We start from the raw sequence: 20,226 nt of genomic DNA, 5'->3' as shown, positions 1-20,226 counted from the left end.
GAGGGCGGGAAGGCGCTGGCCGGGTTCCTGGCGGGTCGGAAGTTCATCTGATCCGGGTGTGCGTGGGGTGTGGGCGGGGCCCTGTTCTTCCCGTCTGTCCGTCGGTGCTTCTTTCGCTTGCAGGAGATTGAGTTTCATGGCTGAGGTTCTCGTCTTTGTCGATCATGTGGACGGTGCTGTCCGCAAGCCCACGCTGGAGCTGCTGACGTTGGCGCGGCGGATCGGTGAGCCGGTCGCGGTGGCGTTGGGTGAGGGTGCCGGTGCGACGGCGGGGGTGCTGGGTGAGCACGGTGCGGTGCGGGTGCTGACCGCGTCGGGTCCGGAGTTCGGGCAGTTCCTGGTGGTGCCGAAGGTGGAGGCGTTGCAGGCGGCGGTGGAGGCGGTGTCGCCGGTGGCGGTGCTGCTGCCGTCGTCGGCGGAGTCGAAGGAGGTCGCGGCGCGGCTGGCGTTGCGGATCGGTTCGGGTGTGATCACGGACGCGGTGGATCTGGAGGCGGGTGAGTCGGGTCCGGTGGCGACACAGTCGGCGTTCGCGGCGTCGTTCACGACGAAGTCGCGGGTGTCGCGGGGTGTTGCGGTGATCACGGTGAAGCCGAACTCGGCTCCGGTGGAGCCGGTGGCCGCGGCGGGTGCCGTGGAGGAGCTGTCGGTGTCGTTCTCCGAGGGTGCGAGGGCGACGAAGGTGGTGTCGCGTGAGGCGCGGGAGTCGACGGGGCGTCCGGAGCTGACGGAGGCGGCGATCGTGGTCTCGGGCGGCCGTGGTGTGAACGGTGCGGAGAACTTCGCGGTGATCGAGGCGCTGGCGGACTCGCTGGGTGCGGCGGTGGGTGCGTCGCGTGCGGCGGTGGACGCGGGCTGGTATCCGCACAGCAACCAGGTCGGTCAGACGGGCAAGTCGGTCTCGCCGCAGTTGTACATCGCGTCGGGTATCTCGGGTGCGATCCAGCACCGGGCCGGGATGCAGACCTCGAAGACGATCGTCGCGATCAACAAGGACGCCGAGGCGCCGATCTTCGAGCTCGTCGACTACGGCGTCGTGGGCGACCTCTTCGACGTCGTGCCCCAGCTCACCGAAGAGATCAACAGCCGCAAGGACTGACACCCCACCCGGCAGACAGTGCGGGGCCGCACGGTGACACCCACCGCGCGGCCCCGCACTGCTGTCGATCACCATTGACGCCGGTACGGCGGCCTTATAACTTCACCATACGGATTGTCGATTCCGGAAAGCGGAAACGCTGTCGAGAGTGGAGGGTGTGGACATGGGCCAGCAGGAGAAGGTGGCGACGAGCCTCGCCGGTGCCGTCAGCGCGGGGATCAGCGCGTCCCTCGCGCCGGTCGACGCCGAACTCGCCCGCCGCTATCCCGGCGACCCCGGCACCCGCCAGCCCGTCCACACGGTCTACGTACCGGGGGACGTGTTCGAGGCCGGCACCCTGCGCTCCTGGGGCGACCGGGCGCTGCGGTCGCTCGACGAACACGCCCCCGACGCCGGCGCGTTCGCGTCCGTGCTCGGCATCCCGGACGAGCTGGCGGGCCCGGTCCACGACCGCGTCCGCGCCAAGCTGGAGCGCGAACCCGTGGAGGACCTGCGCATCGACTTCGAGGACGGCTACGGATCCCGCTCCGACGCCGAGGAGGACGAGGCGGCGGCTCGGGCCGCGCGGCTCGTGGCGGAGGCCTACCGGGACGGCGCGGCGGCCCCGTACATGGGCATCCGGATGAAGTGCATGGAAGCCGGCGTGCGCGACCGGGGCATCCGCACCACCGACGTCTTCCTCACCGGTCTGATGGAGGCGGGCGGCCTCCCCGACGGGCTCGTGCTGACCCTGCCGAAGGTGACGTATCCCGAACAGGTCACCGCCTTCGTCCAGTTGCTCGACGCCTTCGAGAAGGCGCACGCGCTGCCCGCCGGGCGGCTCGGCTTCGAGATCCAGATCGAGACCAGCCAGTCGATCCTCGCCGCCGACGGGACCGCCGCCGTCGCCCGCATGATCGACGCCGCGGCCGGCCGGGCGACCGGACTGCACTACGGCACCTTCGACTACAGCGCCTGCGTCGGCGTCAGCGCCGCCTACCAGGCGAGCGACCACCCGGCCGCCGACCACGCCAAGGCCGTCATGCAGGTCGCCGCCGCAGGCACCGGCGTACGGGTCAGCGACGGCTCCACCAACGTCCTGCCCGTCGGTCCCACCGCCCGGGTCCACGAGGCCTGGCGGCTCCACTACGGTCTGACCCGCCGTGCCCTGGCCCGCGCGTACTACCAGGGCTGGGACATGCACTCGGGACACCTGCCGACCCGTTACGCCGCCGTCTACACCTTCTACCGCGAGGGGCTGGAGCAGGCCGCGGCCCGCCTCGCCGCCTACGCGGCCAAGGCCGACGGCGACGTGATGGACGAACCGGCCACCGCGAAGGCGCTGAGCGGCTATCTGCTGCGCGGCATCGACTGCGGCGCACTCGACACCGCCGAGGTGACCGGGCTGACCGGGCTGACCCGCGCCGATCTGGACGAGTACGCCGCACCGCGGCGCGGCGGGCTGACCGTCACGGCACCCTAGGGCGTGTCCGGGAAGTCCCGCCTGCTCGGCGACGCCTGGCACGCACTCCCCCATGGTCTCGGCTTCGCTCGACCACGGGGGGACCCCTCTCCCGCGTTGTCGGGTCGCCCCGATACATCCAGTATCGGGGCGACCCTCCGCCTTGCGATCGCACGCACCAGACCCCGCCGAGCCCGCCCTGCGGGCGGACGGCGCTACTTTCCGGACACGCCCTAACGACCTCGTGCACGATTAGGGCCCTTGCTGCATCAGTGCAGGTCAGCGGCTCGGGCGTCGCGGCGGCGCAAGTCGCTGACCTGCGGTGACGCCTATCGTGCACGAGGTCGTAAAGGTTGTCCCGTAACTCAGGGCGGATGCCAGGGGGCACCATAAAACGGATCGATTTATCCGGCTCTGCCCCGGCTCGCGACCTCAACTGGAACCGGACCAAGCAGGTCGAACCGGACACTGAGAGGTGATATCTGCAGTTACGGGACGGCCTTTAGGGGCGTCCCGGTTCCTCAGGCCGGGGGCCGCTCGCCCGAACCGCGCGGGATGAGCCGGGTCGGCAGCTCGACCCGGGCCGGGGCGTGGTCGGCGCCGTCGAGCCGGCGGAAGAGGTGCTCGGCGGCGGTGCGGCCGGCGGCCGCCGGATCCTGGGAGACGACGGTGATGCCGAGCAGATCCGCCAGTTCGATGTCGTCGAACCCGACCAGGGCCACGGGCCGCTCCCGGCCGGCCAGGACACGCACAGCGGTCACCGTCACCCGGTTGTTCCCCGCGAACAGGGCGGTCACCGGCTCGGGGCCCGTCAGCATGTCCTCCACCGCCCCGCGCACCCGCACCGGGTCCGTGGAGCCGAGCGAGACCCAGGAGTCCCGGACCGCGATCCCGGCGTCCGCCATCGCCGTGTGGTAGCCGCGCAGGCGCTCCGTGGCGGTGTGGATCCTCGGCTGGTCGCCGACGAAGCCGATGCGGCGGTGGCCGTGCGCGATCAGGTGGGCGACGCCCTCGCGGGCCCCGCCGAAGCTGTCCGACAGCACCGTGTCGGCGTCGATCCGGCCCGCCGGGCGGTCCACGAACACCGTGGCTATGCCCGCCTTGATCTCGGGCTCCAGATAGCGGTGGTCGTCGCCCGCCGGAATGACGATGAGGCCGTCGACCCGACGGGCGCACAGCGCGAGCACCAGTTCCTGCTCGCGCTCCGGGTCCTCGGCGCTCGACCCGTTGATCAGCAGGGCCCCGTGGGCGCGCGCGACCTCCTCGACGGCACGGCTCAGCGGTCCGTAGAACGGGTCGGCGAGATCCTCCAGCACCAGCCCGATCGACGCGGTGCGGCCCTTGCGCAGGACGCGCGCGCTGTCGTTGCGGCGGAAGCCCAGCGCCTCGATGGCCTCCTGGACCCGGCGCTCCGTGTCGGGGGTGACGCCCGGTTCGCCGTTGACCACACGCGAGACCGTTTTGAGGCCCACCCCGGCTCGGGCGGCCACGTCCTTCATCGTCGGACGGTTGCCGTAACGGGGCTCCGGGTGACGGGTGGTCTCGGCCACGATGCGCTGTCCTGTCGTCGGGTTGCGGACGGATCCGGCTGTGTCACGAGGGGCGCCGGAGGCTGTGGCGTCGAGCATAGGCCCTGGACAACGTTGTCAGCGGAATGGAGACTGTGCAGACCACCGGCCGAAGCCGCAGGTCCCGCCCCTCACCCCCGGAGCCGTCCCGATGCACACCGACCTCGTCGCAGCGCTGGACATCGGCGGAACCAAGATCGCCGGAGCGCTGGTGGACGGGTCCGGCACCCTCCGCGCGCGGGCGCGCCGCCCCACGCCCGCCCGGGAGGACGGCGAGACGGTGATGGCGGCCGTCGCCGAGGTCCTCGCGGAGCTGTCCGCCTCCCCGCTCTGGCCGCGGGTCCGCGCCGTCGGCATCGGCAGCGCCGGACCGGTGGACGCGGCGAACGGCACGGTGAGCCCGGTGAACGTGCCGGGCTGGCGGGGTTTTCCGCTGGTGGCGCGGGTGACGGCAGCGGCCGGCGGACTCCCGGTCGAGCTGGTCGGGGACGGTGTCGCGGTCACCGCGGCCGAGCACTGGCTGGGCGCCGCCCGGGGCCATGACAACGCGCTGTGCATGGTGGTGTCGACCGGGGTCGGCGGCGGGCTCGTTCTCGGCGGCGCACTGCACCCCGGGCCGAGCGGGAACGCCGGTCACATCGGGCACATCAGTGTGGACCTCGACGGCGACCCGTGTCCGTGCGGCGGGCGCGGCTGTGTCGAGCGCATCGCGAGCGGTCCGAACATCGCCCGCCGGGCCCTGGCGAACGGCTGGCTGCCCGGCCCGGACGCCGACGCCTCGGCGGCCGGGGTGGCCGCCGCCGCACGGGCCGGGGACCCGGTCGCGCGGGCCTCCTTCGAGCGGGCCGCACAGGCGCTCGCCGCGGGTATCGCCGCGACGGCCACCCTCGTGGAGATCGACATCGCGGTGATCGGCGGGGGAGTCGCGGGCGCGGGCGACCTCCTGTTCGCCCCGCTGCGCTCCGCGCTGCGCCGCTACGCCACCCTGTCGTTCGTCCAGGAACTGACGGTGACCCCGGCGGTCATGGGCAACGACGCGGGCCTGGTCGGCGCGGCCGCGGCGGCCTTCGGCACGCGGGACGGGGTGCGGGGGATCCTGACGGCCCCGGCGCGGCCATGAACCTCCGGACCGGACCCGGGTGACGGCGGAGGGGGCCGCCACCCGGGTCCGGACCGGGTCAGCAGGTGATGCGCAGATCCGCCCAGTCCGCGTGGTCGGAGTCGACCCCGTCGCCGCCGTCGGTGACGACCAGCCGGACGACCCGCGCTCCCGTGACGTCCGCCGAGAGCGGCCGGGCGGGCATCGCGTTGGTGAGGACCCCGGTCGAGGCGGCCTTCGCCCCGTCGGCCCAGACCTCGAAGGCGACGGTGCCCTTGGCGCCCTTCTCGTCGTCCACGCCGACGTGTGCCGTCACCGTCGCGCAGGCGCCTCCCGCGTAGTAGGAGATCTCACTGGGCGCGTGCACCCCCAGCCCCTTCGCGTACACCTCGCCGCCGATGGTCAGCGGACGGCCGTCGCCCGCCGCGCTCTCACCGTTGCTGGTGTCCTTCTCGACGGGGCCGTAGCCACTGGTCGCCGCGAGCCACGGCAGATCGCTGAGATAGCCGCCGCCCGCCGGGGGCGCCACCACCACATGGGCCTGGAACGGGACCGTGGACGCGGCGCGCTCGCCGGAGGGGGCGCGGTAGCGGGCGCCGAGCGTCAGGTCGTAGGTGCCCGCCGCGGTACCGGGCGGCGCCGTCACCCGCCAGCGGGTGGTCAGCGCCCGACCGGTGGGCAGGGCCTCCGCCGTGGTCGGGGAGTCGGCGGTGACGCGCCAGCCCGCGGGCCCGGTGAGCGTCGCCGAGGCCCGCAGCGCCGGGGTCCGGCCCAGATCCGTGACCGAGGTGGTCAGGGTCGCCGTACGCCCCGCCTCCAGCAGGGGGCTGCCGTCCAGGGCCAGTTCCACCGCCGGCGGATACGCGGCCCAGCGGCTGTCCGCGGCGACCCGCAGCAGTACCGTCCCGTGCGCGGGCACCGTCGCGGACAGGGCGCCCGCCGTATTGCGGGTGGTCTTGGCCCACAGATCCCGCACGGTGTACGCGTCGGCGGCCGGCAGCCCCGCCGCCGCGGCCGTCGTGGAGATCCGCTGCGCGTTCGCGCTCTCGTTGAACAGGGCCACCACCCTGCTGCCGTCGCGCATCTCCTTGACCACCACCCAGCGGCCGCCCTCGGACGACAGGACGACGCCCTGCCGGCCCAGCGGGTCCTGGTCGACGGCGATGACCTCCCGGTCGGAGAGGATCGCGTACGTCTCGGGCGTCGCCCGGCGCAGATCGGAGCCGATGAGCAGGGGCGCGGCCATCACCGACCACATGGAGAAGTGCGTGCGGTACTCCGTGTCCGTCATGCCGCCGTTGCCGACCTCCAGCATGTCCGGGTCGTTCCAGTGCCCGGGGCCCGCGGCGGCGGCGAGCGGCAGGTTCTTCTTCATGATCGACAGCATGCTGCTCCAGCTGTCGCTGATGTCACCCGTGGTGCGCCAGAGCTGACCCAGTTCCGCGGCCCATTCCCAGGGTTTGTTCTGGCCCCATTCGCAGATGCTGTACACGATGGGGCGGCCGGTGGCGGCCAGCGCGTCGCGCATCGTCGTATAGCGTTCCCGGGCGTCGACGCCCTGGTTGTTGCAGTTGTCGTACTTGAGGTAGTCGACACCCCAGTCCGCGAACTGCCGGGCGTCGCTGTACTCGTGGCCGAGCGCGCCGGGAAGGCCCACGCTGTCGCAGGTCTTCGTGCCCGCGCTGGTGTAAATGCCGAGCTTGAGCCCCCGGGCGTGGACGTAGTCGGCGACGGCCGCGATTCCGTGCGGGAAGCGCACCGGGTCGGCGACCAGTTTTCCTTCCGCGTCGCGCTGCGGTTTCGCCCAGCAGTCGTCCAGATTGACGTACTCGTAGCCGGCCTCCCGCAACCCCTTGTCGACGAAGATATCGGCGATTCCCTTGACCATCTCCTCGTTGAACTCGGCTCGGCAATGGGTCGAGTTCCAGTTGTTGAACCCCATGGGCGGGGTGAGTGCGAGACCGTTTCCGGCCGCCTGGGCGGCCGGGGGCGAAGCGGGGGCGGAGGGTGTCAGCGCGGTGGCCGGAACAGTGGTGCCGGCCGCGCAGAGAAGGCCCGCGGCCAGGGCTCCGACGACTCTGAGGCGGCGGGTGCGGGTGGTACGGCTTGGAAGATGACGCATCGTTACGTTCCTCCGTACTCGTGCCGGATCGAATGACGACATGTGCACGCCAAGGCGAGCGATTACGTTAGAGCGTGTTGAAGTCTGTTGGAAGAGGCCCGGTGCCGGTTGTTCGACATCTCGTCAAAACCCTTGACGGGCATGCTGGTTGGGGGTGTGATCCAAGCGCACGTTCGGTTGTGTTCGGTTGCCTTCCGAAGGAGGAGGTCATGGCGCACTCGTACGACAGCTCGGATCCGGCCCGCGGCGTCGCGGGAGGGATGTCACGGCGGAGCCTGCTGCGTGGCGCGGCGGTCGGGGCCGGCGCGGTCACGCTCCCCGCACTGCTCACCGCCTGCGGCGGCGGCCCCGGTGGCGACGGCAAGACCATCACCCTGGGCTCCAACTCCTCCGACCCCATTCCGAAGAAGGCCTTCGCCGACGCGTTCAAGGCCTATGCGGCCCAGTCCGACGGGCGCACGGTGAAGGTCAACACGGTCGACCACAACACCTTTCAGGAGAACATCAACCGCTATCTCCAGGGCAAGCCCGACGACGTCTTCATGTGGTTCGCCGGATACCGCATGCAGTTCTTCGCCAAGAAGGGACTGCTGTACGACATCAGTGACAACTGGCAGGGGTACGAGGGATTCTCCGACGCCCTGAAGGCGCAGTCGACCGGCGAGGACGGCAAGCAGTACCTCACGCCGTACTACTACTATCCGTGGGCCGTCTTCCACCGGAAGAGCCTCTTCACGGAGCGCGGCTACGAGGCGCCGAAGACGCTCGACGCGTACGTGGCCCTCGCCAGGCAGATGAAGAAGGACAAGCTGGACCCCATCGCGTTCTGCGACAAGGACGGCTGGCCCGCCATGGGCACCTTCGACTACATCAACATGCGCACCAATGGATACGCCTTCCACAAGAGCCTGATGGCGGGGGAGGAGGCCTGGACCGACAAGCGCGTCAAGGAGGTCTTCGACACCTGGCGCCGGCTGCTTCCGTACTGCCAGCCGGGCGCCAACGGGCGCACCTGGCAGGAGGCCGCCACCAGCCTCCAGAAGCGCACCTCGGGCATGGCCGTCTTCGGACTCCCGCACCCCGGCGCCCAGTTCCCCAAGGACGAGCAGGGGGACCTCGACTTCTTCCCCTTCCCCGTCATCAACCCCGAGCACGGCCAGGACGCCGTCGAGGCGCCCATCGACGGCTTCCTCCTCGCCAAGAAGTCCAAGAGCCTCAAGAACGAGAAGACGCTGGAGAGCGCGAAGGACCTGCTGAAGTGGCTCGCCACCGGCAAGGCCGAGGACATCTACCTCAAGAGCGACCCGAACAACATCGCGGTCAGCGACAAGGCCGACACCTCGCAGTACTCGGACCTCCAGAAGAAGGCCGTCGAGCTGGTCTCCGGGGCCAAGCAGATCTCCCAGTTCCTGGACCGCGACACCCGGCCCGACTTCTCCTCGACCGTCATGATCCCGGCGATCCAGAAGTTCATCAGCAGCCCGAACGACGTGGACGGACTCGTCAACGACATCGAACGGCAGAAGAAGACCATCTTCGCCTCGGACTGAACCGGGAGTACCGACCGTGTCGTTCACCTCGGGACGGCGCACCGGACGACGGGGCACGCGGCGGTTCACCCGCCGCGACCTGGCCGTCCTGGGCGCGCTGCTCGGCCTGCCCCTCCTGCTCGACCTCGCCGTGGTGTGGGGGCCCACCCTGGCCTCCGTCGTCCTCTCGTTCACCAGCTGGGACGGGATCGGCGACATCGAGTGGGTGGGCACGCGCAACTACGCGAACCTCTTCACGAACTACCCGCCGTTCTGGCCCGCCGCCCGTCACAACCTGCTCTGGCTGGCCTTCCTGGGCCTGGTCGCCACCCCCTTCGGACTGCTGCTGGCCGTCCTCGTCGACAAGGGGGTGCGCTTCAGCCGGTTCTACCAGTCGACCCTCTACATGCCCGTGGTGCTCTCCCTGGCCGTGGTCGGCTTCATCGCCCAGCTGGTCTTCTCCCGCGACCAGGGGGCCCTCAACGCCGTCATCGGCGACACGCGCACTCCCACGGACTGGCTGGGCGACCCCGACCTCAACATCTGGATGGTCCTGCTGGCGGCGGCCTGGCGCCACACGGGCTATGTGATGATCCTCTACCTCGCCGGGCTCAAGGCCGTGGACACCTCCCTCAAGGAGGCCGCCGCCATCGACGGGGCGAGCGAGACGCAGACCTTCTTCCGCATCGTCTTCCCCACCCTGCGGCCGGTCAACGTGATCGTCGGCGTCATCACCGTCATCGAGTCGCTGCGCGCCTTCGACATCGTCTACGCGGTCAACCACGGCCGCAACGGACTCGAACTGCTCTCCGTCCTCGTCACGGACAACATCATCGGCGAGGCCAGCCGGATCGGGTTCGGCTCCGCCATCGCCGTCGTCCTGCTCGTCGTCTCGCTGGGATTCGTCGTGACGTACCTGGTGCAGGAACTCCGAGGGGAGAAGGACCGATGACCCCGCCGCATCCGGCCGGCGCCCGCCCGGCCCGGCGCCGCGTCCGCCCCGGCCGGCTGGGCGTGCACGCCTTCCTCATGGCGGTCTCGCTCGCCTTCCTCGCCCCGCTGCTGCTCGCCGTCTACGCCTCGCTGCGCCCGTACGAGGAGACCTCCGAGCACGGCTACTTCTCGCTGCCGCGCCATCTCTCCCTGGACTACTACCGGCAGGCGTTCTCCGACTCCGGCATGACGAAGTACTTCGTCAACACACTGATCATCGCCGTCCCCGGCGTGCTGGTCACGCTCTTCCTCGCCTCGTTCGTGGCCTTCGCGCTCGCCCGGCTGAAACTGCGCGGCGGGCTCGTCCTGCTGATGCTCTTCACCGCCGGGAACCTGCTTCCGCAGCAGGTGATCGTCACCCCGCTGTACGTCGTCTTCAACCGGATCCCGCTGCCGTACTGGATGTCCGACTCGATGACGATGTTCGACTCCTACTGGGCCGTCGTCCTGGTGCAGGTCGGCTTCCAGCTGGGCTTCTGCGTCTTCGTCCTGGCCAACTTCATGCGGACCCTCCCGCAGGAGATCCTGGAGGCGGCGGTCGTGGACGGCGCGGGCGTCTGGACCCGGTACTGGCGCATCACCCTCCCGCTCTGCCGCCCCGCGCTCGCCGCCCTGGGCACGCTCCAGTTCACCTGGATGTACAACGACTTCCTGTGGGCGCTGGTCTTCGTCTCGGACGGTGACAAGCTCCCGATCACCTCGGCGCTGAACAATCTGCGCGGTCAGTTCTTCACGGACTACAACCTGCTCGCCGCCGGTTCGGTGATCGTCGCCCTCCCCACCCTGGTGGTCTTCCTGCTGCTCCAGCGCCACTTCATCGCGGGCCTCACCCTGGGGTCCGGCAAGGGGTGACACCGCAACCCGGCGGCATCGGCGCCCCGGTCACCGGGCGACGCGGGCCCCGATGCCGTCGAGCAGGAAGGCGAGTCCGGTCCGGAAGGTCTCGTCGGGGCCGAGGTGCGCGGCGTCCCGCACCACCGCGGCCAGCGCGGGGTACCGCCCGGTGGCGAAGGCCCGGCGCATATACGGCCCCCGGGTGGCCTGCCAGCTCTTCTCGTCCAGGCCGGTGGCCCGCTCGGCCCTCCGGTCGGCGACCTCCCGGCGCACCGTCCCGATGGTGTACGCGTTGACCGCCGAGACCACCGGCATGACGTCGTCCACGTCCAGACCGTCCAGCGCGGCGAGCACGCTCTCGCTGACGGCCAGCGCGTGCGGTCCGAGCTGCGGGCGCCCGCCGAGGAGGTCGGCGAGCCATTCGTGGGCGAGCACAGCGTGCCGCATCCCCGTCGCCAGCGACTCCAGCACCTCCCGCCATCCGTCACCGGCCGGCCGGATCTCCTCGTGGGCGGCGTCGACCATGAGATCGAGCAGCTCCTCCTTGCTGTCGATGTAGCCGTAGAGCCGCATCGGGCGGACGTCCAGCGCGGTGGCGACCTTGCGCAGCGACACCGCATCCAGCCCGTCGGCGTCGGCCAGCCGGACCGCCGCACCCACGATCAGCCCACGGCTCAGCGGGGCAGGAACCGGACGTTGCGGCGGCTCCGGCCGCTCCCACACGAACATGGGGCCGACGATACCCGGGCGGCTGGCCGATACACCGTATCGAACGATACGGTGTATCGGGCGGTTCGCCGTGCACGGCACGGGACCGGACGACCGTCGAACAAGGGGGCAACCATGACCATCGCCATCGTCGGAGCGGGCCTCGGCGGGCTCGCCCTCGCACGGGTGCTGCATGTGCACGGCATCGAATCCGTCGTCTACGAACGCGAGTCCTCGCGCCACGCGCGCGGTCAGGGCGGCATGCTCGACATCCACTCCGGGCAACGGGCCCTGCGCGAGGCCGGCCTGCTCGACGCCTTCCTGGCCCTCGCCCGGGGCGAGGGCCAGGACCTGCGTCTGCTCGACTCGGACGGCACGCTGCTGCTCCAGGAGGACACCCCGGACGACGCCCCGCTCCTCCGTCCCGAGATCGACCGCGCCGATCTGCGCGCCCTGCTGCTCGACTCCCTGCCCGAGGGCGTCGTGCGCTGGGGCCACACCCTCACCCGCGCCGAACCGGGCCGGCTGCACTTCGAGGGCGGCGGCAGCGCACCCTGCGAGCTGCTGGTCGGCGCGGACGGCGCCTTCTCCCGGGTCCGCCCGCTGGTCACCGATGCCCGCCCCGCGCACACCGGCCACCACACCGTCGAGATCGGCATCCCCGACATCGACCGCACGCACCCCGAACTCGCGGAGATGGTGGGCCGGGGAAGCTACTGGGCGCTCGGAGACGGGCTGACCCTGGCCGCCCAGCGCAACGGCGACGGCCGGGTGCGCATCGGCATCGGCTTCCACCGCACCGACGAGGACTGGCTCGACACCTGCGGCATCCCCTTCGACGACCCGGCCGCCGCCCGTGCCCGGCTGATCGAACTGCTCCCCGGCTGGGACGCCCGCTTCGCCACCCTCATCGGGGCCTGCGACGACCTCGTCGTGCCACGGGCCGTCAGCAGTCTCCCGGCCGGACTGAGCTGGGCCCCGGTGCCCGGAGTGACGCTCGTCGGCGACGCCGCGCATCTCATGCCGCCGGTCGGGGAGGGGGCCAACATGGCGCTGCTCGACGGCGCACTGCTCGCCCTCGCCCTGGCCGGACGGCCGGGCGACGTCCCCGCCGCCGTCGCGGCCTACGAACGCGAGATGTTCGAACGCGCCGGGGAGGCGGCCCGGATGTCCCAACGGCTGCACTCCGTACTCGCGGCGCCCGACGCGGCCCGGCGGATGCTGGCCTTCTTCCGCCCCGAGGAGGACGGGCGCGCCCCGGCGGAACCGGACACCACCGCTCCAACGGCCGTCTGAGGGCCGTTCGGGCGCGGGCGGTGCGGGTCCGATCGAGTCATCCGGGCCCGGGGACCGAGGGCGTTGTCAGTGGCGGGTGCGATCCTGCGGATATGGACGAGATCATGCGGCGTCGCGTGTACGGCGCCGATCACGACGACCCCGACCCCGGGCCCAAGCCGGGCCGTTCCTACCGGGAGCTGGTGGGCGGGCCGCTCGACGGACTGCTGCTGGACGTGACCGGCTGGACCGACGTCGCCCTCGCGGACGGCTCCGCCCTCGTCACCGAGATCGGCGCCTACGGGGCCGGCGGCCGGGCGGAGTACGGACCGCGGGGCGAGGATCCGGACAAGTGGGACTGGCGCGGCGACACGCCCTGACCGCTGCGCGGGACCGGGAGCTCCCCGGCGGCGGCCGGGGCACCTCCGGCGGGCCCGAGCCGGAGGTGGGGCGCCGCCGGGACACCGGGCGGCCGGCCCGCGCGGCTTCGGCGCGCCCCGCCCCGGGTCACCGGCCGCGGTCCATGCCCTGCTGCGGTACGACCACCAGGAACGCGTCCTGTTCCAGGTCCATCACCACCTCCGCCGCGACGCCCTCGCCGCGACGGGCCGCCGCGAACTCCTCCGCGGGCCAACTGCCCCGTGGATCCCTCGCGGGAAACCGTTCCAGTACGGTGCGGCGCACGGTGCACCCCCTGTCGTTCGTTCCGATGTCCGCTCCAACGACGAGCGGGGCCCGCCGTTACGCCCGGAACGGCCCGAACGGGCGCCTTCGGCCCACCGGAAGCAGCCGCCCGGCCGGACGGCGTGGTTGCGCTCCGGCAACGTCACCGCCACAGTCGTGTTTTCGCGGCACGGTGTTGCGGGCAAGCCACTGGGGGCTACGGAAGAGGGGGAACCGTGATCGTCTGGATCAACGGTGCGTTCGGCGCGGGCAAGACGAGCGCCGCGCGTGAACTGATCGATCTGATCCCGAACAGCACCTTGTACGACCCGGAACTGACCGGGGCGGGGCTGGGATCCCTGCTGCCCCAGAAGAAACTCGCCGAAGTGACCGACTTCCAGGACCTGCCGATCTGGCGGCGCCTCGTGGTCGACACGGCGGCGGCGCTGCTCGCCGAGATCGGCGGTGTGCTGGTCGTCCCGATGACCCTGCTGCGGCAGGAGTACCGCGACGAGATCTTCGGCGGGCTCGCCTCCAAGCGCGTTTCCGTGCACCATGTACTGCTCCGACCTGAGGAAACGATCCTGCGTCAACGGATCGCGCACCGGGCCCAGTTCCCCGAGGACCCGGAGCGCGTCGACAGCACCGGCCGCTGGGCGTTCGACCGGATCGCGCCCTACAAATCCGCGCTCCGCTGGATCACCCCCGACGCCCACACCATCGACAACAGCGCGCTCACCCCGCGCGAGACGGCCGAGCGGATCGCCGAGGCCGTACGGACCGGGGCGGCGCCCGTCTGCGAGATCGTGCAGACCCCCGACCCCACGGCCGAGACCGTCGCGGCCGGGGTGTTGCTCTTCGACGAGCACGACCGGGTCCTGCTCGTCGACCCCACGTACAAACCGGGCTGGGAATTCCCCGGCGGTGTGGTGGAGGCCGGTGAGGCGCCCGCGCAGGCCGGGATACGGGAGGTGGCCGAGGAGATAGGGATCCACCTCGACCGGGTGCCCCGGCTGCTCGTCGTCGACTGGGAGGCCCCCCGGCCGCCCGGCTACGGCGGTCTGCGCCTGATCTTCGACGGAGGCACCCTGACCGGAGCGGATGCCCGGAGACTGCTGCTGCCCGGATCGGAGCTGCGGGACTGGCGGTTCGTCACCGAGGAGGAGGCGGCCACCATGCTGCCTCCCACCCGGTACGAACGGCTGCGCTGGGCCCTGCGCGCCCGGGAGCGCTCAGCCGTGCTCAACCTGGAGGCCGGCATCCCCGTGGGCTGAGGCGCGCATCACCGCCACCGCGTCCTCGGTGAGCGGTTCGCCGTGACCGAAGCAGACCGTGGCCGCCTCCAGGTCCGCCAGCCGGCCGAAGGAGGCCGCGGCCCGCTCCCGGTCGATGTTCATCACGCCCAGCAGCACCTGTCCCTGCGCCTCGGCGACGCAGTCCCCGGTGAACAGGACCTTGTGCCGGGGCAGATGGATGCCGACGGAACCCGGCGTGTGCCCGGGGGAGTGGACCACCACCGCCCCGTCGCCGAAGGGCAGCGCGCTCCCGTCGGACAGCTCCGTGTCCACCCGGGTCGGCGGTGCCACGGGCACCGTCAGCCCGTGGGCGTGGATGGGGATCTCCCAGTCCAGCAGGTCCGGGGCGGGGACCTCCGCCTCGCCCCGGATGTACGGGGCGTCCAGCCGGTGCGCGAGGATCTCGCAGTCGTACCGGTCGGCGAGTTCCTGAGCGGCGCCGTAGTGGTCGCGGTGACCGTGGGTGATGACGATCCGGGCGATCCGGGCCGGATCGTGGCCGAGTCCGCGGACCGCCTCCTCGATGGCGGGTCCGCTCTCCGCGTCGCCCGCGTCGATCAGGGTCAGTTCGGACCCGTCGCGCCAGAGGTAGGCCTGGCCGATCCGGAAACGGAGCAGGTGCAACCGGGGAAGTATCTCGATGAGTTCCATGCCGCGAACGTAAGCGCGCACGCTCCGCGGCGGCCCCCGACTACGCTCTGGGCGAGCTTCGCTCTGCGCGTAGCGGCGGCCGGGGCGCGGACATCCCACCCCGGCCGGCCGCCCCGGACACCGCCCGGAGCCTCAGACCTTCTTGGACTCCGCGTAGTTCCGCAGGAACAGCGCCTCGGCCACCGAGAGCCGCTCCAGCTCCTCGGGCGACACGCTCTCGTTCACCGCGTGGATCTGCGCCTCGGGCTCGCTCAGACCGATCAGCAGGATCTCGGCCTCCGGATACAGCTCGGAGAGCGCGTTGCACAGCGGGATCGAGCCGCCCATCCCTGAGGACTGCATCTCCTGGCCGTCGTACGCGGTCCGCATGGCGTCGGCCATCGCCGTGTACGCCGGGCTCGACAGATCGGCGCGGAACGGCTGCCCCTGGCCCACCTGCTCGACCGAGATCCGCGCCCCCCACGGGGTGTGCGCGTGCAGATGCGCGGTCAGCAGCTTCGTCGCCTCGACGGCGTCGGCGCCCGGCGGCACCCGCAGGCTGATCTGCGCGCGGGCGCTCGCCTGTACGGAGGGCGTCGCCCCGATCACCGGCGGGCAGTCGATCCCGATGACGGTGACGGCCGGACGCGCCCAGACGCGGTCCGCGACCGTGCCCGTGCCGATCAGGGAGACCCCGTCCAGGACCTTGGCGTCCGAGCGGAACTCCTCCTCCGGGTACTGCAGCCCCTCCCACGCCGCGTCGTCGGTGAGACCGTCGACGGTGGTCGAGCCGTCCTCGGCCCGCAGCGACGCGAGCAACTGGATCATCGCGGCCAGCGCGTCGGGCGCGGCACCGCCGAACTGCCCGGAGTGCAGGTTGCCTTCGAGGGTGTCCAGCTGGACCCGGAGCATCGTCATCCCGCGCAGCGTCGAGGTGACGGTCGGCAGTCCGACGCGGAAGTTGCCGGTGTCCCCGATCACGATGGTGTCCGCCGTCAGCAGCTCCGGGTGCGACCGCGCGTACTGCTCCAGACCGCCGGTGCCCTGCTCCTCCGAGCCCTCGGCGATCACCTTCACCGAGACCGGCACCCCGCCGTTGGCCTTGAGGGCGCGCAGCGCCAGCAGATGCATCACCACACCGCCCTTGCAGTCGGCCGCGCCCCGGCCGAACCAGCGGCCGTCACGCTCCGTCAGCTCGAACGGCGGGGACAGCCAGGCCGACTCGTCGAGCGGCGGCTGCACGTCGTAGTGCGCGTACAGCAGCACCGTGGGAGCGCCCGCCGGGCCGGGCAGGTAGCCGTAGACGGACTGGGTGCCGTCCGGGGTGTCGAGCAGCGCGACGTCCTGGAAGTCCTCGGCGCGCAGGGCGTCGGCGACCCACGCGGCCGCCGCCTCGCACTCGCTCCTCGGGAACACGTCCGGGTCAGCCACCGACTGGAAGGCCACCAGCTCCGCGAGCTCCGTCCGGGCGCGGGGCATCAACGAGGCGACGGTCTCGGAAATCGGATGGACGGTCATGGGTACGCTCCTCGTAGGTGCGGCGTTATGGGTACGAATCCGGCCACCCGGACACCAGGAGTGCGGTATCGCGGGTACGGCGGAGGCTCGGCCGATCCTCCCACAGCGGGGAGCGCTCGCAGCGCGCCGTAGGATGCCTGGAGCAGCTGGGGCCACTGGTCGGATCGGGAGCAGAAGCACATCGTGAGCAGCGAGAACGCAGACGCCGGACATGAGCACGAAGAGTCGTCCGTGTGGGACGTCGTCGTAGTCGGCGCCGGACCGGCGGGAGCCTCGGCGGCATACGCGGCGGCGGTCGCCGGCCGCCGGGTACTGCTCCTGGAGAAGGCGGAGCTGCCCCGCTACAAGACGTGCGGCGGCGGCATCATCGGGTACTCGCGCGACGCGCTGCCGCCCGGATTCGAACTGCCCCTGCGGGACCGGATCCACGCGGTCACCTTCTCGCTCAACGGCAGGCTGGCGCGGACCCGCCGCTCCCGGCGCATGCTCTTCGGCCTCATCAATCGGCCCGAGTTCGACGCGGGCCTGGTCGAGGAGGCGCAGAAGGCGGGCGCCGAACTGCGCACCGGTGCGACGGTGACCCGGGTCGAGCAGCACGGAGCCGCGGTGCCCGACCGGCGCACGGTCGCCGTCGTGCTCTCCGGCGGCGAGACCGTCCTGGCCCGTGCGGTGGTGGGTGCCGACGGCAGCGCCGGCCGGATAGGAGCCCATGTCGGGGTGAAGCTGGACCAGGTGGACCTGGGTCTGGAGTCCGAGATCCCCGTGCCGCCGACCGTGGCCGAGGACTGGGCCGGGCGGGTGCTCATCGACTGGGGCCCCATGCCCGGCAGTTACGGCTGGGTCTTCCCCAAGGGCGACACCCTGACCGTCGGGGTGATCTCGGCCCGGGGCGACGGCGCGGGCACCAAGCGCTATCTGGAGGACTTCATCGCGCGGCTCGGCCTGGCCGGCTTCGAACCGAAGATCTCCTCCGGTCATCTGACGCGCTGTCGCAGCGAGGACTCGCCGCTCTCGCGCGGCCGGGTCCTGGTGTGCGGGGACGCGGCGGGACTGCTGGAGCCGTGGACCCGGGAGGGCATCTCCTTCGCCCTGCGCTCGGGGCGGCTCGCCGGTGAGTGGGCCGTACGGGTCGCGGAGTCGCACGACGCCGTCGACGCGCGCCGTCAGGCGCTCAACTACGCCTTCGCCATCAAGGCCGGCCTCGGCGTCGAGATGAGCGTGGGACGCCGCATGCTGAAGCTCTTCGAGCGCCGCCCCGGTGTGCTGCACGCCGTTCTGACCGGATTCCGGCCCGCGTGGAACGCGTTCGCCGGAGTCACCCGGGGCACGACCTCGCTGGCCGAACTGGTCCGCTCGCACCCGCTGGCGCAGCGGGCGCTGTCGGCGATGGACCGCTAACCCCTTTCCCTTCTGACCCGAGGCTCCGGGGTCGGTTCCGCGAGACGCGCGGTCCGGCCCCGGAGTCAGTTGTCGACGCGCACCCGGAAGACCGGGTGGTCGGGGAGGGCCGCCAGGAGTTCGGCGTCCGTGGACGTGGCCGTGATGCCCTGGAAGTACTGGTTGACCTCCCAGCCCCAGCGCTCCAGATAGGCGCGGACGACCGCCGCTTTGTGCGCGTCGTTCCCGATCTCCCCCGCTGTGAACGAGCGGGTCCTGCGGCCTACCCGCAGCTCGCCGCCGCCCGCGGCGCGCATATTGCGCACCCACTGCGAGTGGCCGCGTGCCGAGACGAGGTACTGCACGCCCTCGTAGGTATGGAGGTTGACCGGGATGCGCTGCATCCGACCGCTCTTGCGGCCCCGTACCGACAGCTCCTGCGAACCCATCAGGCTGATCCCGTGCCGTGCCAGCCAGCCGACGACGCTGTTCATGCGGACGGTGAAGGCGCTGCCCCGGCGGTAGTACGGCTGCGACATGGTGACCCCCATGGTTGGTGAGAGCGGTGCTCTGGGTGAGTGAGCAGTGCTCTCGCTTGAGATCAGTGTGTACTGGTGCGGTGCTCGAAAGCAAGAGCACTGCTCTCGTTTCTGGTCGGTGCTCCATTTCCATGGCAGACTGAAGGGCATGAGCGCAATCAAGGGAGCAAGGGAGCGGGCCCGCATCGAGGTCACCGCCGCCATCAAGGACGAGGCCCGGCGGCAGCTCGCCGAGGAAGGAGCGGCGAAGCTGTCGCTGCGCGCGGTGGCGCGCGAGCTGGGCATGGTCTCGTCGGCTCTCTACCGCTACTTCCCCAGCCGCGACGAACTGCTGACGGCTCTGATCGTCGACGCGTACGACGCCGTGGGCGCGGCGGCCGAGCGCGCCGACCGCGAGGTGACGGAGACTCCCGCACCCCCCGCCGACCCCGAGGCCCCCGCCCCCGCGCACGGCACCGGCCTCGCCCGCTGGACGGCCGTCGGCTGCGCCGTCCGCACCTGGGCCCTGGCACACCCCCACGAGTACGCGCTGATCTACGGGTCGCCCGTGCCGGGCTACACCGCCCCGCAGACCACCGTCGCCCCGGCCTCCCGTGTCGGCCTCCGGCTCATCGCCGTCGTCGAGGAGGCCCACCGCACCGAGGGACTGGCGCTCCCGCCGCTCGCGGAGGAACTGCGCCCCGAGGCCGAGCGGCTGGCCGCCGCGTTCGCGCCCGGACTGCCGCCGGCCGCGGCCGCCCCGCTCGTCGCCGCCTGGTCGCAGCTCTTCGGGCTGCTGTCCTTCGAGCTGTTCGGCCAGTTCAACCGGGTGGTGGAGGACCGCGAGGTCTTCTTCCGCCACGCCGTCACGGAACTGGGCCGGAGCGTCGGCCTGATGGGGAACCGCTAGGCATCCCTCGGACAACGGTCCGGCGGTTCGTACGAGGCCCGTAGGCTCCTCCCATGACGGAACCGCCCCTCACCGAAGCCGAGATCGCCGAGGCCGAGAGGGAACTCGGCGTTCGTCTCCCCGGGGAGTACCGGGCGTACCTGCGGGAGGTGAGCGCGGGCGGGGCGCTCCTCCCGTTGCGGCGGACCGGGCGCGGCTGGTGGTGGGCCGGGAACGACGCGTGGCGGCGCGATCTGCTGACGACGGCCTTCCCGCATCCGGACTCCTGTGCGGGGAGCGACGGTGAACCGGTGGCGCGCGAGCCCCGGGTTGAGGAGTTCGCGGACGATGCCGCGTATGCGGAGGCCCGGCGCGCCTGGGTCGACGAGGCCGATCGGGCCGAGGACCTGAAGACGGCCGGTGCGGTCGTCATCCAGGAGCACGGCTGCGGCTTCTCCACCCTGCTGGCCGTGACCGGCCCGCTGGCCGGCACGGTCTGGTGGGACGGGAGGGCCACCAGCGACCTGATCGTCCCGCTGTCCCTGGACCACGCCGGCGGCGGCCGCCCCGTCCGGTTCGGGGAGTGGCTGGAGCACGGTTCGTGGGCGCTTCTGCCGCCGGGCTGGGGGCCGCCGTCCCCTCCGAGCCCCGTTGTCGGCCGCTGAGCC

The 20,226-nt window shown here is 71.7% G+C and carries 19 protein-coding genes; 12 read left to right on the top strand and 7 right to left on the bottom strand.

The annotated features are described in order from the left end of the window. Positions 1 to 136 precede the first annotated feature (136 nt). Together ACFVDM_RS07540 and ACFVDM_RS07535 are read left to right on the top strand one after the other, a co-directional pair. Positions 137 to 1,099 (top strand): electron transfer flavoprotein subunit alpha/FixB family protein, encoded by a 963-nt coding sequence (locus ACFVDM_RS07540; protein WP_383634469.1) that lies wholly within the window; start codon positions 137 to 139, stop codon positions 1,097 to 1,099. A gap of 163 nt (positions 1,100 to 1,262) precedes the next feature. Next, on the top strand, positions 1,263 to 2,561 hold the full coding sequence (locus ACFVDM_RS07535) for a DUF6986 family protein (RefSeq protein WP_383634432.1): 1,299 nt from the start codon (positions 1,263 to 1,265) through the stop codon (positions 2,559 to 2,561). 500 nt (positions 2,562 to 3,061) lie between these two features. On the opposite strand, the gene ACFVDM_RS07530 is transcribed toward ACFVDM_RS07535, so the two are convergent. Next, the gene (locus tag ACFVDM_RS07530; RefSeq protein WP_383634430.1) at positions 3,062 to 4,090 is read right to left on the bottom strand and encodes a LacI family DNA-binding transcriptional regulator; all 1,029 of its coding nucleotides are present in this window, start codon (positions 4,088 to 4,090) and stop codon (positions 3,062 to 3,064) included. A 169-nt stretch (positions 4,091 to 4,259) separates the two neighbouring features. On the opposite strand from ACFVDM_RS07530, the gene ACFVDM_RS07525 reads away from it, so the two are divergent. After that, positions 4,260 to 5,228 (top strand): ROK family protein, encoded by a 969-nt coding sequence (locus tag ACFVDM_RS07525; protein WP_383634428.1) that lies wholly within the window; start codon positions 4,260 to 4,262, stop codon positions 5,226 to 5,228. 58 nt (positions 5,229 to 5,286) lie between these two features. Here the strand turns inward: ACFVDM_RS07525 and ACFVDM_RS07520 are convergent, their stop codons facing one another. Further along, positions 5,287 to 7,329, bottom strand: coding sequence for an NPCBM/NEW2 domain-containing protein (locus ACFVDM_RS07520; RefSeq protein ID WP_383634426.1), 2,043 nt, complete (start codon positions 7,327 to 7,329; stop codon positions 5,287 to 5,289). 260 nt (positions 7,330 to 7,589) lie between these two features. Between ACFVDM_RS07520 and ACFVDM_RS07515 the strand changes: the two genes are divergently transcribed. From ACFVDM_RS07515 to ACFVDM_RS07505, 3 genes are read left to right on the top strand one after another with little or no spacing between them, the layout of a single operon-like run. After that, positions 7,590 to 8,879, top strand: a complete 1,290-nt coding sequence (locus tag ACFVDM_RS07515; RefSeq protein WP_383634467.1) for an ABC transporter substrate-binding protein — start codon at positions 7,590 to 7,592, stop codon at positions 8,877 to 8,879. Between the two features lie 16 nt (positions 8,880 to 8,895). Beyond that, complete coding sequence (locus ACFVDM_RS07510) at positions 8,896 to 9,810, top strand: carbohydrate ABC transporter permease (RefSeq protein ID WP_383634424.1); 915 nt, start codon at positions 8,896 to 8,898, stop codon at positions 9,808 to 9,810. Further along, positions 9,807 to 10,703, top strand: coding sequence for a carbohydrate ABC transporter permease (locus tag ACFVDM_RS07505; protein ID WP_383634422.1), 897 nt, complete (start codon positions 9,807 to 9,809; stop codon positions 10,701 to 10,703). The genes ACFVDM_RS07510 and ACFVDM_RS07505 overlap by 4 nt, the downstream gene beginning before the upstream one ends. Before the next feature lie 30 nt (positions 10,704 to 10,733). Here the strand turns inward: ACFVDM_RS07505 and ACFVDM_RS07500 are convergent, their stop codons facing one another. Beyond that, positions 10,734 to 11,414, bottom strand: coding sequence for a TetR/AcrR family transcriptional regulator (locus ACFVDM_RS07500; protein WP_383634420.1), 681 nt, complete (start codon positions 11,412 to 11,414; stop codon positions 10,734 to 10,736). Between the two features lie 114 nt (positions 11,415 to 11,528). Between ACFVDM_RS07500 and ACFVDM_RS07495 the strand changes: the two genes are divergently transcribed. Together ACFVDM_RS07495 and ACFVDM_RS07490 are read left to right on the top strand one after the other, a co-directional pair. Next, entirely contained in the window at positions 11,529 to 12,689 is a 1,161-nt protein-coding gene (locus ACFVDM_RS07495; RefSeq protein WP_383634418.1) for an FAD-dependent oxidoreductase, read from the top strand. Between the two features lie 92 nt (positions 12,690 to 12,781). Further along, the gene (locus ACFVDM_RS07490; RefSeq protein ID WP_383634416.1) at positions 12,782 to 13,048 is read left to right on the top strand and encodes a hypothetical protein; all 267 of its coding nucleotides are present in this window, start codon (positions 12,782 to 12,784) and stop codon (positions 13,046 to 13,048) included. 127 nt (positions 13,049 to 13,175) lie between these two features. Here the strand turns inward: ACFVDM_RS07490 and ACFVDM_RS07485 are convergent, their stop codons facing one another. Continuing rightward, positions 13,176 to 13,352 carry a hypothetical protein gene (locus ACFVDM_RS07485; protein ID WP_383634414.1) on the bottom strand — a complete coding sequence of 59 codons (177 nt, stop codon included), beginning with the start codon at positions 13,350 to 13,352 and terminating at the stop codon, positions 13,176 to 13,178. Positions 13,353 to 13,567: 215 nt separating this feature from the next. Here ACFVDM_RS07485 and ACFVDM_RS07480 point away from each other — a divergent pair, with 215 nt between their 5' ends. After that, positions 13,568 to 14,605, top strand: a complete 1,038-nt coding sequence (locus ACFVDM_RS07480) for an NUDIX domain-containing protein (protein ID WP_383634412.1) — start codon at positions 13,568 to 13,570, stop codon at positions 14,603 to 14,605. Here the strand turns inward: ACFVDM_RS07480 and ACFVDM_RS07475 are convergent. Together ACFVDM_RS07475 and ACFVDM_RS07470 are read right to left on the bottom strand one after the other, a co-directional pair. Next, the gene (locus ACFVDM_RS07475) at positions 14,564 to 15,277 is read right to left on the bottom strand and encodes an MBL fold metallo-hydrolase (protein ID WP_383634410.1); all 714 of its coding nucleotides are present in this window, start codon (positions 15,275 to 15,277) and stop codon (positions 14,564 to 14,566) included. The genes ACFVDM_RS07480 and ACFVDM_RS07475 overlap by 42 nt on opposite strands. 132 nt (positions 15,278 to 15,409) lie before the next feature. Beyond that, a complete protein-coding gene (locus ACFVDM_RS07470; protein WP_383634409.1) occupies positions 15,410 to 16,774 on the bottom strand; it encodes a dipeptidase in 1,365 nt (454 codons plus the stop codon). Positions 16,775 to 16,957: 183 nt separating this feature from the next. On the opposite strand from ACFVDM_RS07470, the gene ACFVDM_RS07465 reads away from it, so the two are divergent. Beyond that, positions 16,958 to 18,172: a geranylgeranyl reductase family protein gene (locus ACFVDM_RS07465; RefSeq protein ID WP_383634407.1), complete on the top strand. Its 1,215-nt coding sequence runs from the start codon at positions 16,958 to 16,960 to the stop codon at positions 18,170 to 18,172. 65 nt (positions 18,173 to 18,237) lie between these two features. Here ACFVDM_RS07465 and ACFVDM_RS07460 read toward each other — a convergent pair whose 3' ends face one another. Beyond that, positions 18,238 to 18,690 carry a nitroreductase/quinone reductase family protein gene (locus ACFVDM_RS07460; protein ID WP_383634405.1) on the bottom strand — a complete coding sequence of 151 codons (453 nt, stop codon included), beginning with the start codon at positions 18,688 to 18,690 and terminating at the stop codon, positions 18,238 to 18,240. Positions 18,691 to 18,838: 148 nt separating this feature from the next. Here ACFVDM_RS07460 and ACFVDM_RS07455 point away from each other — a divergent pair, with 148 nt between their 5' ends. Beyond that, complete coding sequence (locus ACFVDM_RS07455) at positions 18,839 to 19,579, top strand: TetR/AcrR family transcriptional regulator (RefSeq protein WP_383634403.1); 741 nt, start codon at positions 18,839 to 18,841, stop codon at positions 19,577 to 19,579. Positions 19,580 to 19,632: 53 nt separating this feature from the next. Next, the gene (locus tag ACFVDM_RS07450; RefSeq protein WP_383634401.1) at positions 19,633 to 20,223 is read left to right on the top strand and encodes an SMI1/KNR4 family protein; all 591 of its coding nucleotides are present in this window, start codon (positions 19,633 to 19,635) and stop codon (positions 20,221 to 20,223) included. Positions 20,224 to 20,226 lie beyond the last annotated feature (3 nt).

It is taken from the genome of Streptomyces sp. NPDC057682 (assembly GCF_042799575.1).
GTDB lineage: Bacteria > Actinomycetota > Actinomycetes > Streptomycetales > Streptomycetaceae > Streptomyces.
The sequence above is the reverse complement of the archived record's forward strand: the minus strand, read 5'-3'. Positions and strand labels throughout refer to the sequence as shown.

Coding starts and splice junctions, on each gene's coding strand:
- ACFVDM_RS07540 (WP_383634469.1), top strand. CDS start 137: ATGGCTGAGGTTCTCGTCTTTGTCGATCATGTGGACGGTGCTGTCCGC.
- ACFVDM_RS07535 (WP_383634432.1), top strand. CDS start 1,263: ATGGGCCAGCAGGAGAAGGTGGCGACGAGCCTCGCCGGTGCCGTCAGC.
- ACFVDM_RS07525 (WP_383634428.1), top strand. CDS start 4,260: ATGCACACCGACCTCGTCGCAGCGCTGGACATCGGCGGAACCAAGATC.
- ACFVDM_RS07520 (WP_383634426.1), bottom strand. CDS start 7,329: ATGCGTCATCTTCCAAGCCGTACCACCCGCACCCGCCGCCTCAGAGTC.
- ACFVDM_RS07515 (WP_383634467.1), top strand. CDS start 7,590: ATGTCACGGCGGAGCCTGCTGCGTGGCGCGGCGGTCGGGGCCGGCGCG.
- ACFVDM_RS07505 (WP_383634422.1), top strand. CDS start 9,807: ATGACCCCGCCGCATCCGGCCGGCGCCCGCCCGGCCCGGCGCCGCGTC.
- ACFVDM_RS07500 (WP_383634420.1), bottom strand. CDS start 11,414: ATGTTCGTGTGGGAGCGGCCGGAGCCGCCGCAACGTCCGGTTCCTGCC.
- ACFVDM_RS07495 (WP_383634418.1), top strand. CDS start 11,529: ATGACCATCGCCATCGTCGGAGCGGGCCTCGGCGGGCTCGCCCTCGCA.
- ACFVDM_RS07490 (WP_383634416.1), top strand. CDS start 12,782: ATGGACGAGATCATGCGGCGTCGCGTGTACGGCGCCGATCACGACGAC.
- ACFVDM_RS07475 (WP_383634410.1), bottom strand. CDS start 15,277: ATGGAACTCATCGAGATACTTCCCCGGTTGCACCTGCTCCGTTTCCGG.
- ACFVDM_RS07470 (WP_383634409.1), bottom strand. CDS start 16,774: ATGACCGTCCATCCGATTTCCGAGACCGTCGCCTCGTTGATGCCCCGC.
- ACFVDM_RS07460 (WP_383634405.1), bottom strand. CDS start 18,690: ATGTCGCAGCCGTACTACCGCCGGGGCAGCGCCTTCACCGTCCGCATG.
- ACFVDM_RS07455 (WP_383634403.1), top strand. CDS start 18,839: ATGAGCGCAATCAAGGGAGCAAGGGAGCGGGCCCGCATCGAGGTCACC.
- ACFVDM_RS07450 (WP_383634401.1), top strand. CDS start 19,633: ATGACGGAACCGCCCCTCACCGAAGCCGAGATCGCCGAGGCCGAGAGG.